Below are 18797 nucleotides of genomic sequence, written 5' to 3' on the forward strand. Positions count from 1 at the left end.
GATAGTTAATAACAAAAGAAAAGCCCCATTCTGGAGCTATTTCTAAAATTTATTTTTGGGGTTCTTTCGTATTACGTCAGGTTTATATATGTTTTGCTTCTGGTACTTTAAATAAACTTCGGAGGAATAGTCACACATATAAAATGTATCTTCTATAGATGTATTTCTTTCATATAATACAATTTTATCATTATCCAGCATGTGACTTTGAATTAAGCTTAATTTATCAAGTTCTTTTTTTTCTATTGTGCTTACCAGATACGTGTTAACTGCTTTGTTATTATAAAAGTTTAGTATGGAAGAATAAACAAGGCTTAAAATAATAGGCCATAATATAATGCTAAGCATGAATTCTTCACTTTGTTTTTCAAAAAATATAGTGGTAAGCATAGAACTATATAAAATACTACTAGAGATTATACTTATAAAAGTAATTATTAGGTTTCTTTTTTTATGTTTAAGTTTTTTACGAATATTAGAAAAGAAAAAGATATAGGCGTAAATTGCTATGGAAATGATAAATATAATTAGCAATAAAAATAAAAATGAAAGTAAAATATTTTTGGAAAGCTGGGAAATATCTTCGGTTCTTTCTGTAACATACATACTAATTCCTGTAGCAGGTGCTACATACATACCAATAACAAATAAAAAATAATTAAAAAGAGAATCCATAAAATTAATTTTTTGAACTTCATCTTTTTTTAAAAAGATTTTATCATAATCTTTAATAACTTTTACTTTAAAATACATATTATAAAAGAAACCAATTACAGTACATAGAAACACAAGAAGTGGAGCTATAATTTTTAATAAATCATAAATTTTTTCTACAGACATAAAAATACTCCTTTAAATATTGAAAGAGAAAAGTTCATCATTATAGCATGAACTTAAAAATCATTGAACAATAACAAACTTTGTAAAGAACGCTTTACGTTTTGCTTTATTATATACGTATGGATCATTAAATTTCTTGACCCAAGATTTATCTTCAACTTTTAAATCCTCAATTTTAAATTCTAAGTGTGAATTTAATGATTTTCTATCTAAGTTGATATTGTATGTTTTTCCTTCAAATGGAAGAGTCATTTTTACAGCATTCAAATCTGGAAATTGTCTTAGTAATCTCGCAGGTTCGCTTACAAACATTTTTTCAATAGCATCCCCTGTTGAAAAATATTGTTTATATTGTTCTTCAGTAACGTTGCTATCTGGTTTTGCTGATTTATAAGATGCAAATGAATCATGGAATGTAATTTCAGCATCTTTATTATTAAGTTTCATATCCTTAATAAAATTTCCGCCTCTAATGTTTTGGGCATAGGAAGTAAATTCTTTTTGTTTTTCTTCAGCCTTTTTTTGTTCCTCAGCTAATTTCTTCTCTTCAGCTTTTTGTTTCTCCTCAGCCTCTTTTTGTTCTTTAGCTTTTTGTTTCTCTTCGGCTTTTAGCTTTTCTTCATCTTCTTTTTGCTCTTTAGCTTTTTGTTTCTCTTTGGCTTTTAGCTTTTCTTCAGCCTCTTTTTGCTCTTTATCCTTTTGCTTTTCTTCGGCTTTTAACTTTTCTTCAGCCTTTTGTTTAGCGAGAATTTCTTGTTTTTCCTGTGGTGTCATGTTCATGTTAACTACAATTAATGAAATAATAGATAAAATAAAAGCTATTCCTGTAAACTTAAAATATTTCTTAGTGTTTGGTTTCTTTTTTAAACGAAATACCAAAGATGTGATTAATAAAATAAACGTGGCCAGCATTGCTATTGCAAATAGAAATGAGAAAAATATTTTCATTTATGTAGCTCCTAACTTATAAAGTTGTATTTAAAATTCATATTAATAGCTTTTTAAACGAGCAAAACTTTCTGGAATTCCATAGATTTCAGCTATTTCTTGAATTGATAGATTTGTATCTTGATATTCAGAAATCATTTCATCAGGTAATAAGAGTTCGACTGCAAATGTATTTGCTTCGATCTCTAATCGATCTACAGAAAAAAAGGTTTTATTTCGTAAAAATGGAGTATTAGCTTTTGGGTGTAATAGGGCATGTCCTAGTTCGTGGGCACACACAAAGCGTTGTGTAGTTTCGTCAATCCTATTATTAATATGAATGAATTTAAAGCGTTTATAAGTGTTGTAAAAACCAAGAGTATTCCCTAGGTCTTCAAACAACACTATAATATCTTTTCGTTTAGCGATTTCAAAGGGGTTTGTTGTGCCGTGTTTTTTTACGATTTTCATTACGTAGTCTTTAATTTTCATTTCTCGCTCCGTTCAATCTTTTTTGTACTTGTTTGGAGTGAATTTTTGTTTTGCTAATTGTTTTGCCATGCGCATAGAGTTTTCTAGAGAAATACGAATCATTTCTTTTGTGTGTTCGTCTATTGGTTCGCCGTCAAACATTAAAGCATCTTCGCTATTTTCTAATTCTTCTAATGTTTTTTCTAAATCACGTGCAATATCGCGTTCTTCCTTTTTAGAAAGTTTGTTAGACCTACCCAATAATTCGTCTGTAGATATTTCATATAAATCAGCTAATTTGCCTAATGTTGTTGTATCGGGATCACGATAGTCGCGCTCATAATTTGAAAGGACAGTATTTGTAATACCGATTTTTTCGGCGACAAACTTTTGAGACCATTTGCGTCTTTCTCTTTCTTTTTTTAATCTATAGCCTAAAGTCATAGTTTATCCTTCCATTCTTCCATTTGTCTTTTCGTTAATTATTTTAACAATATTTCACGTTATGTGAAACTTTATTCACTAAAAGTTAAAAATAACATTGACTTTCACGTTACGTGTAATTATTATTGATATATAAGGTTCACGTTACGTGGAATGAGGTGGTGTTAAATGGAGATTAATCAAAAGATACGGGAATTAAGAATTTCTAAGGGTATTTCACAAGTATTTATGGCAAAAGAACTTAGTATTTCTGTATCAGCTTATAACATGAAAGAAGCAGGGAAACGTTCGTTTAAAGCACAAGAATTAAAGTGTGTTGCAAAGGCACTAAATGAACATCCATCAATTTTTTTTGAATAAATATTACACGTAAAGTGGAATTTGTTGTGAAACTTGTGTAAAAGTAGGTGAGAAAATGCCATCAACTAACATGGCAGTACCAACAGAACCGTCGCATAAACATATAAAAAGCACTTCAAGAGGTGACACCATGAGCCAACAAGAAGAATATGCGGCGACTTATGAATTTGGAAAAACGAAAGTCCATGTTGTGGCTCCTGAGCCAAAATCACAAAAGGATATTGATAAAATCCGTCAAGCATATTACAAGGCTGGTTGGGCTATCATCAAAGAAATACAAGTAAAAGAAAACGTTGAGGAGTAGTTCCTCTCTTTTTATACGAAAAGTAGACAAGTTACATATGTATTAAGTTCATTGTAACTATTTGAAAACTAAATATGGAGGCGAACAGATATGGGAACAAGCATATACTGCAATTCAGCAATAGGAGAATTATTACAAAATGCTAGAGAATGTTGTGACAATGTTCAGCTGAAAACGAAGAAAGGGCTATCTAAGTACCTTGGTATTACACATGAAAGATTAACCCGTATTGAATCCGGACTTTCTAAACCAGAATTTGAACTTGCGATGGATTGGTGCCATGCAACAGGAGCAAAGTTAAATCAACAAGCGATTAAACATATTTATGGTGTTGGATTACCGCCTACAGATCCACGTTTAACTCAAGATTTAAATCTACAATTGATGAACTACATTAAACAGGCCGAAGAGGGGATTGCGGCAGCAAAGGAAATCATGAACTTACAAGTTACAACAAGGTCATGGAAGCATGATGAAAAAAAGAAACATGAATATGCAGTTCATGCAAAAGAAATCTTCGATACAATCCAAGCTACTCAATGTGTAGTACAAGCCCTTGAACAAGTTCACTTTGGCATTATGGAACAAATACAAAGAAGTTGGTTGCAAAAGGCTATGGCGGAAAACGTTATTATTCAATCGGTGGATAGCTTAATGACTTTAACGAAGATGCTGTAAAGGAGGGATAAAAATGACAGTAGATTATAAGAAACCTAGCTTAAAAGAATATAAGGAATTAATTCGTTATGATGCAAAACTAACTGGTGAAATTAAAATAGCAGAATTACTTAATGAGGATTTAAAAACAGTTGAGTTAAAGCAAGAGAAGAAATTGTTGGGGATTCGAATCAAAATTATAGAAGCATCATTTATTTTGAAGCATAAATGGGTAAATAAAAAAGCTACCGCCTAGACAACAGTAGCTCTGAAAAATATCGTAAAGCAATTATAACATTATATAAATCATTTGGACAAGCCACTGTGCTTGTCGTTATGACCAGAAAGGGATTGTTCCTCCCATACCTCTACAATGTTCCTTTCTGGTTGTAACGATGCGTACAGCATCAAATTAATTAGAAAGGAGATGTAATTCATGAACGATAAAAACAATCGTCTTCATGATTTAGTTCTTCCTGGAGATTTTTCATTTGCGAATAAACTTCGTAACTGTATGAGTGAATGTATTCATAACATGTTTAATGCAGAATCAACCGAAGAATCAAATCACTGGGAAGAAGAGCTGGAGCGATGTATAAGGGAATTTAAAATGCTTCGTGATACAAAAGAGGAACATGAGGCATCGATGAGTTATCGTGTAGTAATTAAAGATTTAAGAGCAAGAGGAGTTAACGCTTCGTTAGTAACACGTAGAAAATAAAAAGATCTATCACTTGGCAGAGTGATAGACAAACGGTCTTGCAAAAGATCTTGGGATTAATTATATCAAATTAGCATTCGTATAACAACGGAGTGTGCTACATGCTTTTAGACAAATCGTTACATAGAGTGTTGCTGAATCCTAAAGTGCTTCAACAAGCAACATCAGAGCAACACCTAATTTACTTAGTAAAACAATATCTCAAAATAGGATACAAGAATTATCGCTTATTACGTGTAGAGGACGGATTCGCGATATGTAAACGGGAGGATGAATAATATGGCAGTTTATAGACCAGTACATGTTTCATTTTGGCAGGATTCATTTGTTTTAGATCTTACACCGGAGGAGAAGTATTTCTACTTATATTTGATGACAAATAGTAAGACATCTCAATCAGGAATCTATGAGCTTCCACTTCGTATCATTGAAACGGATACAGGATATAACCGTGAAACTGTTATGAAGCTATTAGAACGTTTTGCTGAATACGGAAAAATTAATTACAACCAAAAAACAAAAGAATTGTTCTTAATCAACTGGTTGAAATTTAATCCAATTAAAAATGTAAACATTGAAAAGTGTGTTTTAAAAGAAATTCAATCTGTAAAGGACCAGGATTTTTTAGTTGATTTCTATGAAACTTGCTTGCAATTAGAACGAGAACAAGATTTTAAAATCCCTCGTATTAAGGAGTATTTATCAGTCCGTTTGGAGGGGCTTATAAGGGGCTTCCAAGACCCTAGCAAGGAAGAAGAAAAAGAAAAAGAAAAAGAACAACAACAAGAAGAACGCGCAGGCGCGGAAGAAGTTGTTGAGGTTAATCCAATTTCTTTTTACGAGCAAAACTTTGGATTCATTACACCTTTTATCGCAGATGGTATTTATGCTTGGATAGATGATTTAAATGCAGAGCTAGTTATTAAGGCTATGGAGATTGCTTTAGAGAAGAATACGAGAAACATGTCTTACGTAAATACAATCTTAAGAGATTGGCATCTTAAAGGTTTTAAAACAGTAACTGATGTTGAGGCAGCTGATAAAGCATTCCGTGCTCAACGATTAACAAAATCGCAGCAACAGACACAAGCTCCTTATCAACAAAAAGGGTTATCGGAAACTACTAAAAACGTAATACAACAGCAACAAGCATGGGAGCAGAACATTCCAACAGAAGAAGAACTTGCAGTACTTAACCGACAGAATGCGTGGTTGGCCCAATGAGTAACGATATGATTCGTAATGTAGAAGCTGAACAAAGTGTTTTAGGTAGCATTATCCAAGAAGGCGATTTAATTAAAGATTGTCAGCTAAAGGTAAAACAGTTTTCTTTACCAACGCACCAAGTGATTTTTAAGGCAATGAGGGAATTAGAGGGTGCTGAGGTTCCGATAGATCTTGTTGCTCTCATTGGAAAATTCGATGAAAGCTTTATGCATCAAATTGGCGGAATTGAATTCTTTGTAAACCTAACAGAAGTTGTAACAACAACTAAGAACTTCTCGTATCACGAAGGTTTAGTGATTGAAGCTTGGAAGATGAGACATGCTCAAGAGGTTGCTGGTAACTTATATAATCGCCTTCAGCAAGATAGGGATATGAGTGCTATTAGTACATCAATTGATGAATTAAGCGCCATTGAAGAAACGGGTTACTCAGATGAATTTAACTTGAAAGATACGCTTGTTGATTTGTATAAGAACATGCAAATTGATGTAGGAGATTTAACCGGTATACCAACTGGTTATGACGACTTGAACAGAATGACAGCAGGTTTACAAGAAGGCGATTTAATCATTGTTGGTGCCCGGCCTTCAATGGGGAAAACGGCATTTGTATTAAACGTTGCTTTTCATGCAGCAAGTGCTCATACAGCAACAGGAATCTTTTCGCTCGAGATGGGGGAGGAACAGCTACTTAAGAGGATGATTTCAAGTACTGGAAATATTGATGCTACAAAATTAAAGAATCCTAAGAAACTATGTAATTTAAAGGATTGGGAAAAAATTAGTCAAGCGATGGGATTAATTAATGATTTGCCATTAGAAATTTACGATAAAGCAAATGTAACGATGCAAGAGATTTATGCAAAGGCTAGGAAATTAAAGCGTAAGTACCCTGATAAAAAGGTTTTAATTGCAATTGATTATTTGCAACTTATTGTGGGAGATCCAAAGCATAAAGGGAACCGTATGCAAGAAATCGGTGAGATTAGTCGTAAGTTAAAATTGATGGCAAGAGAATTAAATGTATGTGTAGTTGCATTATCACAGTTAAGTCGTGCTGTAGAAAGTAGGCAAGATAAGAGGCCATTGCTATCAGATTTACGTGAGAATGGTCAAATTGAGCAAGATGCAGATTTAATAGCGTTCTTATACCGTGAAGACTACTATGACCGCGAGACAGAAAATAAAAATATAACCGAAATTATTTTAGCGAAACAGAGGAATGGGCCAGTTGGTGTAGTTGAATTAGCATTCATTAAAGAATTTAGTAAGTTTGTAAATTTAGAAAGAAAGTTCAACCACCAACAGGAGGCTTAATCATGTTGTTACGTCAGGAAGTAGAACGTAGAAAACTAATAATCATTCGTAAATTATTGGGGTTAGGTTTAACTGAAATTAACGGACAAACATTGGATCAACTAACATTAACGCAGCTTGAAGGAATTTTAATTGCAAGCTTGCAGGTTTTGGAGGGGGAAAACAATGCCAAAGCAATTAACAATTTTTGATGTAGAACCAGTTGTATCATTTGATCTTAAGAAAGCTCATATTCACCGTTTGAATTCAAGATTACGGTATACAGATGTGGTTGTACAAATCCCACGTCAAGCCAAAGCGATTGATGAATTAAAACCAACAACAGCGCCTGATGAACGTTATGAGTTGTTTGAAGATTACACAATTGGGATTTGGCGTTATAAGCGAGTGGAGGATAAACAATTTGTATGGGAAGAAGCTGAAGAAATGTGTAAGCGAGCAAGGGATGAAAAAAAGCCGATTCCAATACGGCTTCATCTATCACTGGAACAAGCATTTGTTCCGGAAAATGTTGTGCGATATCTATAGATAAATAAAAAAAAGCTGAGATTACTCTCAACTTACTTCGACAAAGTAATTATAACATATGGGAGTGATCTTGGTGGGAATTAGAAAAGAAAATCTTGTTGAAATGACAGCTGAAATAGATTTGAAAACAAATGGAATATATATTGTTAAAAATGGTCAGGTGCAACTAATAGAACCACCTCAAGGTGGATTTGGTGAACAATCATTTATATATCAAAGCGGAAAAGTAATTCGTATGGAAGAACGAAAAACACAGTTGATTTAATAAAATTTGAATTTTGTATAGAAGTAGGTGAATGTGACTGTGAGCCGAAAAATAGAAACATTGTTAAATAGAGCCAGCCTTTGGGAGACAAGATCAAAGCAAGCATCTTTAAAGGGAGACTATGATAGGGCTGGAAAACTCCGAACAAAAGCCCTGCAATTAACGCAGGAAGCTCGCAGGGTTGAAGAAACGAGAAAAGTTGATAAAAGAACTTAATAAGCGTTAATTAATTTTCGAACAAAAGCGTTATTTTGTACCAAATAAAAATAAAAGAGCCCTGCAAGAGGGCCACGCGAATATTTTCGCATATCGTATACCTTAGTATATGTATGTCCCAAAAGGATATGATCAAAATAGTTATTTTATAACCAAAAATAAAAGAACCCGTTTGTTATAAACGGATTCTTCCCTTAAGGTGTGCAAGGAATACAAGGTAACTGGCCTAGGGAAACCTGTAGAATCCCTTGTGATTGTAATGTATGCAAAGGAATCAATAAGGTTAATGAATTTTAAACAAAATCCTTATTTTAAAGTTAAAGAGCACCTTGTAGAGCGCTCCTTATGCCTAATTATAAATACTTATGTTCGATCTTAGATTAATTTCTTACTTGGAGAAATAAAATGCTCTTAAACAAAGTTTAGATAGACAATCGAGCCCATAATTACAATATAAAATACCGCACAAAAGAAGATTAAAATGTATTTTAATGTCTTGTTCATATTAGTACCGTCCTAAAAGAGGGTTATTTGGATTTTAATATCGTATGTAAAAAAGGTGCATTTATACAAGGGAAGGGTAGCTAGCAAAAGTAAAACAAAATCTTTATTTAAAAACTAAAGAGCGCTTTTTAAAGCGCTCCTTAAGAAAAATAAAAAAGAATACCTCATGATACTGTATGTATGTTTTTTAGGAATGTAAGGATTTAAAACAAAATCGTTATTTTAATTAAAAGAGCAGCTAGCAAAAGCTAACTGCTTGTTGAAAAAAGAATCCACCCCAGGTTATTTACTGGCAGAGTTTCAAGAAATAAATGATTAAATTAATTTAACTTTTCAATTACAATCGAAGCATTTATATTTGTTTGTGTTCCACCTGCTAAAGTTTGCAAAGTAACTGCAGCAGCGGAAGTATGATTATTAAGGGTAATAATATCACCTGCAGCTAAAGCGAGGATTGTTTGGCCGTTGTTTGGTTGAGTTCCTGCACCTGATCCATAAACTGCGCTGGTAACCGGAGCACCATTTAAAAAAAGTGTGAATTGATTAGGCTCAACTCCTGATACAGAAAAAGAAATTTTATAATCTCCTGCATTAAGAACCATTAATTGAGAAGTTCCCAGTGTATGAGTAAAACCAGATGTCATTCTACCATGTGAATTAAAAAGAATAGGTGCTTCTAAGGCAACAACTTGAGCTGCTGTATTGAAAACATAAGCATAATGAGATAACCCAGATACTGTAAGACCGGTAGGCCCAGTAGGTCCGGTAGCTCCAGCGGTTCCTGGTAATCCAGTAGGCCCAGGAATGCCTTGGATGCCTTGGATACCTTGAAGCCCAGTTGGGCCAGTCGGGCCGATAGGTCCAATAAGTCCCGGATTACCTTGAATACCTTGGATACCCTGAATTCCAGTCGCCCCAGTTATTCCAGTGGGTCCAATAGGACCAATAGGCCCCGGATTACCTTGAATCCCCTGAATCCCTTGACTTCCTTGAGGTCCAGTGGGGCCAGGAATGCCTTGGATACCTTGGATACCTTGAAGTCCGGTTGGTCCTGGTGACCCAGAAGGTCCAGTGGGGCCAGTCACTCCGGTTGGTCCTGGCGGTCCCCCAGAAGGTCCAGTCGGGCCCGTTGGTCCTGGCGGTCCCCCGGAAGGGCCGGTAGGTCCAACAGCTCCAGAAGGTCCAGTTGGACCTACAGAACCAGGAATGCCAGGAATCCCTTGAGGGCCGGTCGGACCAGGAATCCCTTGAATCCCTTGAATGCCAGGAATCCCTTGAATGCCAGGAATCCCTTGAATTCCAGTGACCCCTGTTATTCCAGTGGGTCCAATAGGACCTTGAATGCCAGGAATGCCTTGGATACCTTGGATACCTTGAATTCCAGAAGGTCCAGTTGGACCAATAGATCCAGAAATCCCAGGAATCCCTTGAGGTCCAGAAATACCTTGAGGCCCAGTAGGTCCCAGGCTACCTTGAATTCCAGTAGGCCCGGTAGGTCCCCGAGGTCCACCTGAAGGTCCGGTAGCTCCAGTAGGTCCCGAAGGTCCAGTAGCACCGGTTAATCCAGTAGACCCGATTTGAGGTAAAGGAAAGGCACATGGAAAGGGTATGTGACAATTCTTTTTAAATTTACTCATTTTTACACCTCCCTTATAAATTAACTAACAATTTATATTTATACTTTAACAACTTATGAGTAAACAGACACACGGGTGTAAGGAAAAAACCTATGAAAATTACATAATAGGTTTTAAGAGCAAGCCTCTATTTTAAATTCCATACCAAAAAGAGCACCATATATAAGTGCTCTTCGGACCAAAACTCTTAATGTAAAAGGGTACGTGATATCATATGTAATTTTTTCATGGGCGTGAAGTATTTGAACAAAAACGCTATTTTGCACAACAAAGCAGCTAGCTAAAGTAGCTAACTGCCTGCTGTAAATACTATTCCACATGGATACGCAAATTGTAACCACAAGTTACATTTATAGTATAAACAGATTTGAAAATGTTATGCAGGAAAGTAAACTAAATAAAAACTTTCTTTTGCACAACAAAGTAGCTAGCTTAATGAGCTAACTACCTGCTGTACAAAAGAAACTAGGCCCTACAAGTAAATGATATGTAACTTTAAGTTACAGCTATAGTATAAGCAGAATTAAAAGTATTATGTGAAAATAATAATGATCTTAATAAAACTTTCATTTTAATATAAAGCAGAATTATTAAATGGCTTAGGCAGACAATTTATTAAATAAACTGTCCGCCAAGTGAATGAAAGATTATTTGAGCTATAAAGCCCAAGTTTAGTATAGATAGAATCATGAAAGTTTAATCATAAAACAGATAAATTATGTTATAGAAAACCTTCAATTAAAAAAAGAGCAGTTAGCTTTTGCTAACCGCTCGGCTCTCGACCAAGAAAGCTAGAGTGGGAGAAATCGACTTTTTAAAGTCTTGTCTATAGTGTTAGACAATGTTTAGAATTTTATTTACTTAAAACGTAAAAAGAGCAGCTAGCAAAAGCTAACTGCTCTCCAGAAAAGCATTAAGAAGGAAGTTCAGAACTCAAGTGTATTTATAGTATGGACAAGATTTAGAAATTTATTCGAGGAGGAATGGATAATGTGCACTTATTGGGAAAACGCAGTTAAAGAATTTTTTAAAAAGCAAGAGCAGGAACGAAATAAAAGAGCAGCTAGCAAAAGCTAACTGCCCGGGTAATAGAATATGGTTCGAAATGGGTTGTCTACAGTATTAACGGAATATTGAGTTTTATTCAGGGGGTTACTAATTATGTAGGTTACATGAGAAGTCCTATTAACATCCAGGCTGCCCCGATTAGAACTAAAGTTTCAAATGTAATCCAAAATTTTCTTTTTTCTGGTTTTTGAAATTCTTTAATTACAGAGAATAAAGCACTGATTCCTACAAGAATGAAAAGAGCAATTCGGATTGTTTCAGTCATCTACAACACCACCTAATATTTTAATAATTTAATTATATAACAATTACCATTTTGTAGAAACTTAACAAAATAATCCTTTTCTAATAAAAGGTTACTAAAATATGAGAAAATGATATAATAATCCAAATTACACATTTAGTCCTACTGGAAGAACCAGCGGACACTGAACTATGAAGAGCATTATTGATATTGCTCTGTAGTTGGTGTCCGCTTTTTTGTTTTTATTAACAAAATATATAAGGAGTGTTTATATATATGACGCAATTAACTTTCTTACCTAAAATTGATCGCAAAGCAACTCAGGTTCGTTTAGAAGAGATTCTTGAAAATGTTCGTATTTATAGACAATTTGGGATGATTAGACATGAGATGAAGGTTACAGCATCTAGCGAGGTAAGATATCACGGTCCAAGAAATATAGTAGGGAAGCCAGCTGAAGATATTGCTTTAGCAAATGTTGCTATGAGTGAAAGAGAAGTGAAATTACAACGTTTGTCTTTTCAAGTTGATAAGGCGTTAAGTCGTTTTAGTAAAAACCAAAGGGATATTATTGTAAAAAGATATTTAGAAGATGAAGAAGTCTTTGATTATATGGTTTATAACGAAATTGGTATGAGTGAGCGTACATATAGACGAAATAAATCTAATGCTTTTTATAAATTAGCTTTTGCTCTCAGATTAGAAGTATATGAGGCAGAAGAAACTGGAGGTAATGAATAATGAATTTTGTTCAACCAATACGTGATCCAGAGCAAATACAGCATTTAAAAGAGTATTTTAAGGAAAAGAGCTTACGTAATTACATTCTCTTCATTATGGGTATTAATACAGGTCTCAGAATCTCAGATATTTTGAAATTGAAAGTAGGGGATGTTAAAGGCAGTCATATATCTATGCGGGAAAAGAAAACAGGGAAACAGAAACGAATACAAATTACTGCAGCACTGAAAAGAGAACTAAAATGGTTTATTATAGAGAGAGAAGACAATGAGTATTTATTGCAAAGCAGACAAGGTAAGAATCGTCCAATTGGTCGTAGCATGGCATATAAGATATTAAGCGGGGCAGCGGCAGAGTTTGGGTTAGATGAAATAGGAACACATACGTTAAGAAAAACATACGGGTATCACATGTACATGCAAACGAAAAACATAGCATTACTCATGGAGATATTCAATCACTCGTCAGAGAAGGTCACGTTACGTTATATAGGTGTAAACCAAGATGCAATGGATAAAGCAATGACTAGGTTTAAAATCTAATTATTGCTTATTTCTTTTTCATTAAAAGTTAAGCACCCCAAATCCCCTTAAAAAATTTGTATTCGGAATATTGTAACAAAATAAAAAAAAGACCCTACAAGAGAGTCTTTCATCAGCTAATATTAAGCTTTTTGAACATTAGTAGCTTGTAGGCCACGTTGTCCTTGTTCTACTTCAAACGTTACACTTTGTCCTTCGTCTAAAGATTTGTAACCGTCGATTTGGATAGCTGAGAAATGTACGAATACGTCTTCTCCACCTTCACGCTCGATGAATCCAAAACCTTTGTCTGCATTAAACCATTTTACTTTACCTTGTTCCATAATTGTTGCCTCCTAGTGTGGATACCCACACATATGTTACTACCCTTGTTCAAATACCTTAGACGAAAAACAAAATTTATTCTTAATCTCAAACCGAACAAAAATAGGTCTTTCTTAAATTAACATACTTTCTAAAAAATAGCAAATTTCAAAAGTAAGTCCTTATGGTAATTAGCTACTAATAGTTGTTGTTGGAGAAAAAGTCACTATGATAGTCATCACAGCAAGAAATTGCCAAAGGATCTCAACAATATCCTTGGTTTGATTTTTTTCAGACATTCAACAACTGATAAAATTAGCTATTTTCGAGTTAAATTTTACTTCTGATAACGATAATTATGTAAATAAGCTGTCCATATGGGCAGCTTATTTTATTTTTCCGCATAGCGTAGGTTATTTTGAAAAATGTTGGTGGTATCCCTATACAGTTACTCATAATTTTTGTAATGTATAACTCAAAAGAGAAAGTTAAATGAAATCAATGATACCAAGGGATTTCACGATAGGACCAGTTACACACAATATAAGATATGGGTAAGTGAAGCAACGGCATAAAACAAAAGCACGGTTTACCAAATGGACGTAAAGCTTCATTATCATCAAGTTAAGAAATTCATTGTTTCCAATTAATAGTATCCATTTTTATGTAGTTGTTATTGATTTTGAAAAAATAAAAAATCGCCTCATTAAAGGCGATTCATAGTTTATTCATTTTGCATTCTTTTGATAAGTAAGTATCTTTTAAATACAATGTTCTATATTAACGTCTTTCTGGTTCTTTTTCTTTTCTTCTAAGACCAAATAAACCTGCTAGTCCTAATAAACCAAGCCACGCCCAATTATTATTATTGTCACGATCATTGTTCAAATCATTTGTTGTATTCACATTTCGAGTTCTAGTATCATTATTAACTCTATTCATGTTATTGTCATTAACTCGAGTTGTAATATTATTATTAACTCTATCCATATTATTTCCATCGTATTCAGCATGAACATTGGTACCAAAAACCATAATAGTTAGTAATAGAGCACTTAAAATAGATGAGAATTTTTTCTTCATAGTTTTCCCTCCTTTCATATTCAGTAATGTCTCCAGTTTTTTTAGACAATATTCGTTTGAAAATATATAAAACCATTTGAATTGAAATTATGATAAACATCTTTAATTTTTATTATTAAAAGTACTTATAATAATGGATTAAGTTAATTGAAATGTATTTATTATTTATAAGAATAAATTTTTAGTAACGGTACATTCTATGAGGGAAAATTACTATATTTGGGTAAGGTGTTCCGTATGAGTTATAAGAACTTATTTTCTTTAATCCAGAACATGGTTAGGAAAATTTTTTCTATAGTAAGTATTGTTGCTAAAAGTTTAATTTCTTTAAGGAGGAATATTTTTATGGGTATTTTAAGTGGAAATCCACAAAATGAACCAATGCACTACGGGGAAGTCTTTGGGATTTGGAGTTATCTTGCAGGAGCACAAGGCACAATTGCTGGATATCAAGTTCTTATTAACCACACAGGAGATGAGGACTTAAAGAAATTTTTAGAAAACCTTGTAGAGAATGATATCCAATCAGAGGTTGAAGAATTAAAAAACTTATTAAAATTAAATGGAGTTGCATTACCACCAGCACCTCCAGAAAGACCAGTTGCATCTATTGAAACGATTCCTCCTGGTGCTCGTATTAATGATGCGGAAATTGCAGCTAAAGTTTCTATGGATCTTGCTGCTGGGCTAGTAGCATGTAGTCAAGCTATGGGACAATCTCTTCGAGAAGATGTTGGAATGATGTTTGGTCAATTTCATATGAAAAAAGCACAAGCTGGAGCTATATTGCTTCGTCTGAATAAGAAAAAAGGTTGGATTATTCCACCTCCATTACATGTTCTACAATCAGATCAAGCATAATAACAAAAATAAAATTTAATCTATTCTTTATGGCTGTTGCAGTGAGCTAGTCTAAGGAAATAAAGGTTATTAGCGAATTAAAATAAGTGGCAGAGTCATGACCGCTTTTTGGCAGTAAATGTGCCGATTGTTTTGGAATTAGCATGTTATATTTGTATTGTGAGTAGTGGCGGAAAATAACGCTCACAAGATGCCTGATAATTGAAAATGGATCGTCATGGCCGGTGGCGGTGGTTGTAGATTGGATGAACAATTGTTTCTTGTTTTTACATTCAATTGCAATTCACATTGTGTAGATGGAGAAGGGCTTTTGCTCTTCTTCCAGTTACTTAATATTGTGGGAGTGAATGAATGTAACGGTATTAAGTGATTGAAACAAGAATAAATACCGTATTTATATAGTAATAACAAAAGATTTTGACGAAAGAGCAACTGGTGCACGGTTGCTCTTTCATTATGCAAAAATTGCATGAGTAATGTGAGGATTAAAAGAATAGTATATTATCTTTCTCGATGTACATATTAAGTAAAGTATTTAATATCATACATAAAAGGCGGGGTAATATGAGTGAAAATAAGAAAAGTAAAGAATTGAATAAGGTGAAGAAGTATTATTTTAATGAGGATAATCAGCCAGTAGCTGGCATAGAGTTAACTTTGCCGCCTGATATAGAAAGTATGTTAGACCCGAAATCAGAAGATGATGATGAAAGTAGAGAAAGTAATAATGAATAAGTTTAATCTAAGCATCCATTCGGGTGCTTTTTATTTTGGTTAAGGAGTGAGGGGAATTGGATAGCTTTTTAAATGGTAGAATCGCTGCACTTGGTCTTATACCCATCGATAAGAAAGCATACATCAAATACCTTAAGCCTAATGAGAAGGCGTATAAGAAGGTTGGGATTGATGTTAATCGATTTAAGTATTATAAGCTGTATGAACAGAAGCCGATGTTTTACTCTGTAGAATATCTCACGCAAACACCAATAAAAGATTTATTGGAAAGAGATAGAGGAAATCAAACACGCTGGGTAAAGACAGATGAAAGAATATAAAACCAAACAAGAGAAGCGTAAGTTCTATGACAGTGGTGAGTGGAAGAGTATACGCGAGCAAGTAAAGAAGCGTGACAACTATGAATGTCAGGAATGTAAACGGAATGGTCGTGTTCAAACAGACAATAATGAATACAGTGAGAGTGCCAAGCGTAAAAAGATACAACTCGTTGTCCATCATATAAAAGAACTAGAACATCATCCAGAACTTGCGTTAGAAATAAACAATTTAGAAACAGTATGTGTGGATTGCCACAATAAAGAACACGGTAGAACATTCAAAAAGAAACAGAATAAATGGGAACACGATGAAAAGTGGTAAAAATGATTCGAAAACAGTCCCCCCCTTAAAATATTTCATCAAAAAATGCTCTAAGGGGCACCGGAGGAGGGGGTCGTTTTTCCAGATTTTTAAGTTGTTTCGTATAGGACCCCTACCCAGTATGAAAATATGATTGAATCGAGGTGATATTATGGCGGATATTGATGAGCGTGAGGTGCTAGTTAACAAAGAAAAAAATCGTTTGAAAAAATTATTTAAAGACATCCCACCTAGTAAGTTAAAAGTGGTTGAAGGATTAATTATTCAGGCAGCAAGATTACGAGTTTTATTAAATGAGATGTGGATGGATATATCTGAGAATGGTGACTATGAAATGTTCTCACAATCTGATAAAACAGAGCCGTATGAAAGAGAACGACCTGTTGCCCGGTTATATAATACCCGTGATCAATCATATCAAAGGGTCATTAAACAACTAACGGATTTGTTGCCAGAAGGAAATAATAAAAAAGAAATTAAGAAATATTCGGCAAGTGATTTAATATGATTGTTCATAAGTATGTAAGTGAATATATAGAACTATATGAAATAGGAACAGTGGTATTAAATAAAGAACGTATCATGCTTATAAATTATTTAAAGCAAGATATATTAACCCGTAATGATTTACATTTTGATGTGGATTTAATTCATAAATGTGTAACTTTCATAGAAAAGTGGCATTTCAAATTAAATTCCTTTCAGAAATTTTTAATAGCATTTGTGTTTTTGTTTGATGAATATGAGGATGTTTATTTTGATCAACACTTCTGGATGATGGCAAGGGGTGCTGGTAAAAACGGATTGATTAGTGCATTGACACACTTCTTTATTAGCGAGTTGCACGGTATTGAGCATTACAATGTATCAGTAGTTGCTAATACAGAAAGACAGGCTAAAACTTCTTTTATAGATGTTTATGAAAAGAATAAAAAACATGAAATATTAGACGAGTTATTTGTATCAACAAAACAATTGATAACAAATAAAGCTACTCGTTCGACTTTTGAATTTCATACGTCTAATGCTGGGAGTAAAGACTCGTTAAGGGACGGGTGTGTTATTTACGATGAGATACATAGATATGAAAATAGCGATGTTGTAGAAGTGTTCTCTAGCGGTTTAGGTAAAGTTCCTAACTCTAGGGAATTTTTTATTACCACAGATGGATTTGTTCGTGAGGGGTATCTTGACAAAATGAAAGAGCGAGCTATGAATATCCTGAAAGGGAAAGAAAAAGAAGATAGATTGTTTCCTTTTATTTGTAAGCTTGATAACGCTGAAGAAGTAGATAATCCTGATATGTGGGAAAAAGCAAATCCGATGTTTAGTAAGCCAATGAGTCAATACGCTAGAGGATTGTTTAAGAAAGTTATGCGTCAGTATAAAAATCTAGAAAACGATCCGTCTAATAGAGAAAATTTCATGACTAAGAGGATGAATATACCGGAAGTAGATTTAACAAAGTCTGTAGCTTCATGGGAAGAAATCATGCGTACTGGTTTTGAAGAAGATGGAGAAACACTGAGAGAAGTTCCGGATTTAAAGCACAAAGTAGCTGTAGGCGGTCTCGACTTCGCCAGCATCAAAGACTTCGCAGCAGTCGGCTTGCTATTTAAACATGGTGAAGATTATATATGGAAAGGTCATTCATTTGTACGTAAAGGATTCTTGGACAAGGTGAAATTAAAAGCGCCTATTTATGAATGGGCTGAAAATGGCTTACTAACTATTGTGGATGAGCCGGTTATTAATATCTCTCATATTGTGGATTGGTTTGTAAAAATGCGTGAGATATACGGATTTAACACAATAGTAGCTGATACATTCCGTCTTGATCTTGTTAAAACAGCACTTGAAGCTGAAGGCTTCATATTGTTATACATTCGTAACCCAAAAGCTATTCATTCTTTATTAGCGCCAAGGGTAGAAACGTTATTTGCAAACAATCGTATTATTTTTGGTGATAATCCATTAATGCGTTGGTACACCAATAACGTCTACGTCCACATCAAAAAAGACGGCAACAAAGAATATTTGAAGAAAGATGAATTTAAGAGAAAAACAGATGGATTCCAAGCCTTTATCCATGCATTATGGCAAGCGGATAACATTCTTGTGGATGAATTCGACTTTATGTTAGACGGTATTAAATTCTAAT

General features: G+C 34.0%; 27 protein-coding genes. 19 read left to right on the forward strand and 8 right to left on the reverse strand.

Annotated features, from left to right (window positions below):
- Positions 1-42: 42 nt before the first annotated feature.
- Genes ACTFO4_RS05440 through ACTFO4_RS05455 form a run of 4 tightly spaced genes read right to left on the reverse strand, consistent with a single transcriptional unit; the run spans position 43 to position 2682 of the window.
- A complete protein-coding gene (locus ACTFO4_RS05440; RefSeq protein WP_257115648.1) occupies positions 43-840 on the reverse strand; it encodes a hypothetical protein in 798 nt (265 codons plus the stop codon).
- 60 nt (positions 841-900) lie between these two features.
- Positions 901-1788, reverse strand: coding sequence for a hypothetical protein (locus ACTFO4_RS05445; protein WP_400154623.1), 888 nt, complete (start codon positions 1786-1788; stop codon positions 901-903).
- A 42-nt stretch (positions 1789-1830) separates the two neighbouring features.
- The gene (locus ACTFO4_RS05450; RefSeq protein ID WP_063548463.1) at positions 1831-2259 is read right to left on the reverse strand and encodes an ImmA/IrrE family metallo-endopeptidase; all 429 of its coding nucleotides are present in this window, start codon (positions 2257-2259) and stop codon (positions 1831-1833) included.
- 12 nt (positions 2260-2271) lie between these two features.
- On the reverse strand, positions 2272-2682 hold the full coding sequence (locus tag ACTFO4_RS05455; RefSeq protein ID WP_000172329.1) for a helix-turn-helix domain-containing protein: 411 nt from the start codon (positions 2680-2682) through the stop codon (positions 2272-2274).
- A 168-nt stretch (positions 2683-2850) separates the two neighbouring features.
- On the opposite strand from ACTFO4_RS05455, the gene ACTFO4_RS05460 reads away from it, so the two are divergent.
- The 11 genes from ACTFO4_RS05460 (at position 2851) to ACTFO4_RS05510 (ending at position 8276) form a co-directional block, all read left to right on the forward strand.
- Entirely contained in the window at positions 2851-3042 is a 192-nt protein-coding gene (locus tag ACTFO4_RS05460) for a helix-turn-helix domain-containing protein (RefSeq protein ID WP_097826050.1), read from the forward strand.
- Positions 3043-3097: 55 nt separating this feature from the next.
- The gene (locus tag ACTFO4_RS05465; RefSeq protein ID WP_002082295.1) at positions 3098-3346 is read left to right on the forward strand and encodes a hypothetical protein; all 249 of its coding nucleotides are present in this window, start codon (positions 3098-3100) and stop codon (positions 3344-3346) included.
- Positions 3347-3436: 90 nt separating this feature from the next.
- On the forward strand, positions 3437-4024 hold the full coding sequence (locus ACTFO4_RS05470) for a sporulation sigma factor-processing peptidase (RefSeq protein ID WP_257115646.1): 588 nt from the start codon (positions 3437-3439) through the stop codon (positions 4022-4024).
- 13 nt (positions 4025-4037) lie between these two features.
- Positions 4038-4259: an RNA polymerase subunit sigma gene (locus ACTFO4_RS05475; protein ID WP_098300026.1), complete on the forward strand. Its 222-nt coding sequence runs from the start codon at positions 4038-4040 to the stop codon at positions 4257-4259.
- A 180-nt stretch (positions 4260-4439) separates the two neighbouring features.
- Positions 4440-4724 carry a hypothetical protein gene (locus ACTFO4_RS05480; protein WP_000998370.1) on the forward strand — a complete coding sequence of 95 codons (285 nt, stop codon included), beginning with the start codon at positions 4440-4442 and terminating at the stop codon, positions 4722-4724.
- 279 nt (positions 4725-5003) lie between these two features.
- Positions 5004-5948, forward strand: coding sequence for a DnaD domain-containing protein (locus ACTFO4_RS05485; RefSeq protein ID WP_257115645.1), 945 nt, complete (start codon positions 5004-5006; stop codon positions 5946-5948).
- The gene (dnaB, locus tag ACTFO4_RS05490; protein WP_257115644.1) at positions 5945-7267 is read left to right on the forward strand and encodes a replicative DNA helicase; all 1323 of its coding nucleotides are present in this window, start codon (positions 5945-5947) and stop codon (positions 7265-7267) included. Before ACTFO4_RS05485 ends, dnaB begins: the two co-directional genes overlap by 4 nt.
- A gap of 2 nt (positions 7268-7269) precedes the next feature.
- A complete protein-coding gene (locus ACTFO4_RS05495; protein WP_060488440.1) occupies positions 7270-7458 on the forward strand; it encodes a hypothetical protein in 189 nt (62 codons plus the stop codon).
- Complete coding sequence (locus tag ACTFO4_RS05500) at positions 7433-7795, forward strand: cell division protein SepF (protein WP_257115643.1); 363 nt, start codon at positions 7433-7435, stop codon at positions 7793-7795. Before ACTFO4_RS05495 ends, ACTFO4_RS05500 begins: the two co-directional genes overlap by 26 nt.
- 73 nt (positions 7796-7868) lie before the next feature.
- Positions 7869-8060 (forward strand): DUF3954 domain-containing protein, encoded by a 192-nt coding sequence (locus ACTFO4_RS05505; protein WP_000512856.1) that lies wholly within the window; start codon positions 7869-7871, stop codon positions 8058-8060.
- Between the two features lie 39 nt (positions 8061-8099).
- Positions 8100-8276, forward strand: coding sequence for a hypothetical protein (locus tag ACTFO4_RS05510; protein ID WP_176519929.1), 177 nt, complete (start codon positions 8100-8102; stop codon positions 8274-8276).
- A gap of 824 nt (positions 8277-9100) precedes the next feature.
- Here the strand turns inward: ACTFO4_RS05510 and ACTFO4_RS05515 are convergent.
- Both ACTFO4_RS05515 and ACTFO4_RS05520 read right to left on the reverse strand, forming a co-directional pair.
- Complete coding sequence (locus tag ACTFO4_RS05515; protein WP_000032820.1) at positions 9101-10417, reverse strand: BclA C-terminal domain-containing protein; 1317 nt, start codon at positions 10415-10417, stop codon at positions 9101-9103.
- A gap of 1168 nt (positions 10418-11585) precedes the next feature.
- Positions 11586-11750 (reverse strand): hypothetical protein, encoded by a 165-nt coding sequence (locus ACTFO4_RS05520; protein ID WP_000140896.1) that lies wholly within the window; start codon positions 11748-11750, stop codon positions 11586-11588.
- A gap of 255 nt (positions 11751-12005) precedes the next feature.
- Here ACTFO4_RS05520 and ACTFO4_RS05525 point away from each other — a divergent pair, with 255 nt between their 5' ends.
- Both ACTFO4_RS05525 and ACTFO4_RS05530 read left to right on the forward strand, forming a co-directional pair.
- Entirely contained in the window at positions 12006-12470 is a 465-nt protein-coding gene (locus ACTFO4_RS05525; RefSeq protein WP_086410194.1) for an ArpU family phage packaging/lysis transcriptional regulator, read from the forward strand.
- Entirely contained in the window at positions 12470-13012 is a 543-nt protein-coding gene (locus ACTFO4_RS05530) for a site-specific integrase (RefSeq protein ID WP_001012125.1), read from the forward strand. The genes ACTFO4_RS05525 and ACTFO4_RS05530 overlap by 1 nt, the downstream gene beginning before the upstream one ends.
- Positions 13013-13134: 122 nt before the next feature.
- On the opposite strand, the gene ACTFO4_RS05535 is transcribed toward ACTFO4_RS05530, so the two are convergent.
- The gene (locus tag ACTFO4_RS05535) at positions 13135-13335 is read right to left on the reverse strand and encodes a cold-shock protein (RefSeq protein WP_000434817.1); all 201 of its coding nucleotides are present in this window, start codon (positions 13333-13335) and stop codon (positions 13135-13137) included.
- 760 nt (positions 13336-14095) lie between these two features.
- Entirely contained in the window at positions 14096-14398 is a 303-nt protein-coding gene (locus ACTFO4_RS05540; protein ID WP_086410195.1) for a WGxxGxxG family protein, read from the reverse strand.
- A gap of 345 nt (positions 14399-14743) precedes the next feature.
- Between ACTFO4_RS05540 and ACTFO4_RS05545 the strand changes: the two genes are divergently transcribed.
- The 6 genes from ACTFO4_RS05545 (at position 14744) to ACTFO4_RS05570 (ending at position 18796) form a co-directional block, all read left to right on the forward strand.
- Positions 14744-15259: a DUF3231 family protein gene (locus ACTFO4_RS05545; protein WP_000512145.1), complete on the forward strand. Its 516-nt coding sequence runs from the start codon at positions 14744-14746 to the stop codon at positions 15257-15259.
- 564 nt (positions 15260-15823) lie between these two features.
- Positions 15824-15994 carry a hypothetical protein gene (locus tag ACTFO4_RS05550; RefSeq protein WP_086410196.1) on the forward strand — a complete coding sequence of 57 codons (171 nt, stop codon included), beginning with the start codon at positions 15824-15826 and terminating at the stop codon, positions 15992-15994.
- Between the two features lie 56 nt (positions 15995-16050).
- The gene (locus tag ACTFO4_RS05555; RefSeq protein WP_046946469.1) at positions 16051-16314 is read left to right on the forward strand and encodes a hypothetical protein; all 264 of its coding nucleotides are present in this window, start codon (positions 16051-16053) and stop codon (positions 16312-16314) included.
- Positions 16301-16636, forward strand: a complete 336-nt coding sequence (locus ACTFO4_RS05560) for an HNH endonuclease (protein WP_046946470.1) — start codon at positions 16301-16303, stop codon at positions 16634-16636. The genes ACTFO4_RS05555 and ACTFO4_RS05560 overlap by 14 nt, the downstream gene beginning before the upstream one ends.
- Positions 16637-16787: 151 nt before the next feature.
- The gene (locus ACTFO4_RS05565) at positions 16788-17144 is read left to right on the forward strand and encodes a hypothetical protein (RefSeq protein WP_098852161.1); all 357 of its coding nucleotides are present in this window, start codon (positions 16788-16790) and stop codon (positions 17142-17144) included.
- A complete protein-coding gene (locus tag ACTFO4_RS05570) occupies positions 17141-18796 on the forward strand; it encodes a terminase TerL endonuclease subunit (RefSeq protein WP_000635294.1) in 1656 nt (551 codons plus the stop codon). The genes ACTFO4_RS05565 and ACTFO4_RS05570 overlap by 4 nt, the downstream gene beginning before the upstream one ends.
- Position 18797 lies beyond the last annotated feature (1 nt).

Origin of the sequence: Bacillus cereus group sp. MYBKT14-1, assembly GCF_051915185.1 — a bacterium.
In the GTDB taxonomy this organism is placed as follows: domain Bacteria; phylum Bacillota; class Bacilli; order Bacillales; family Bacillaceae_G; genus Bacillus_A; species Bacillus_A cereus.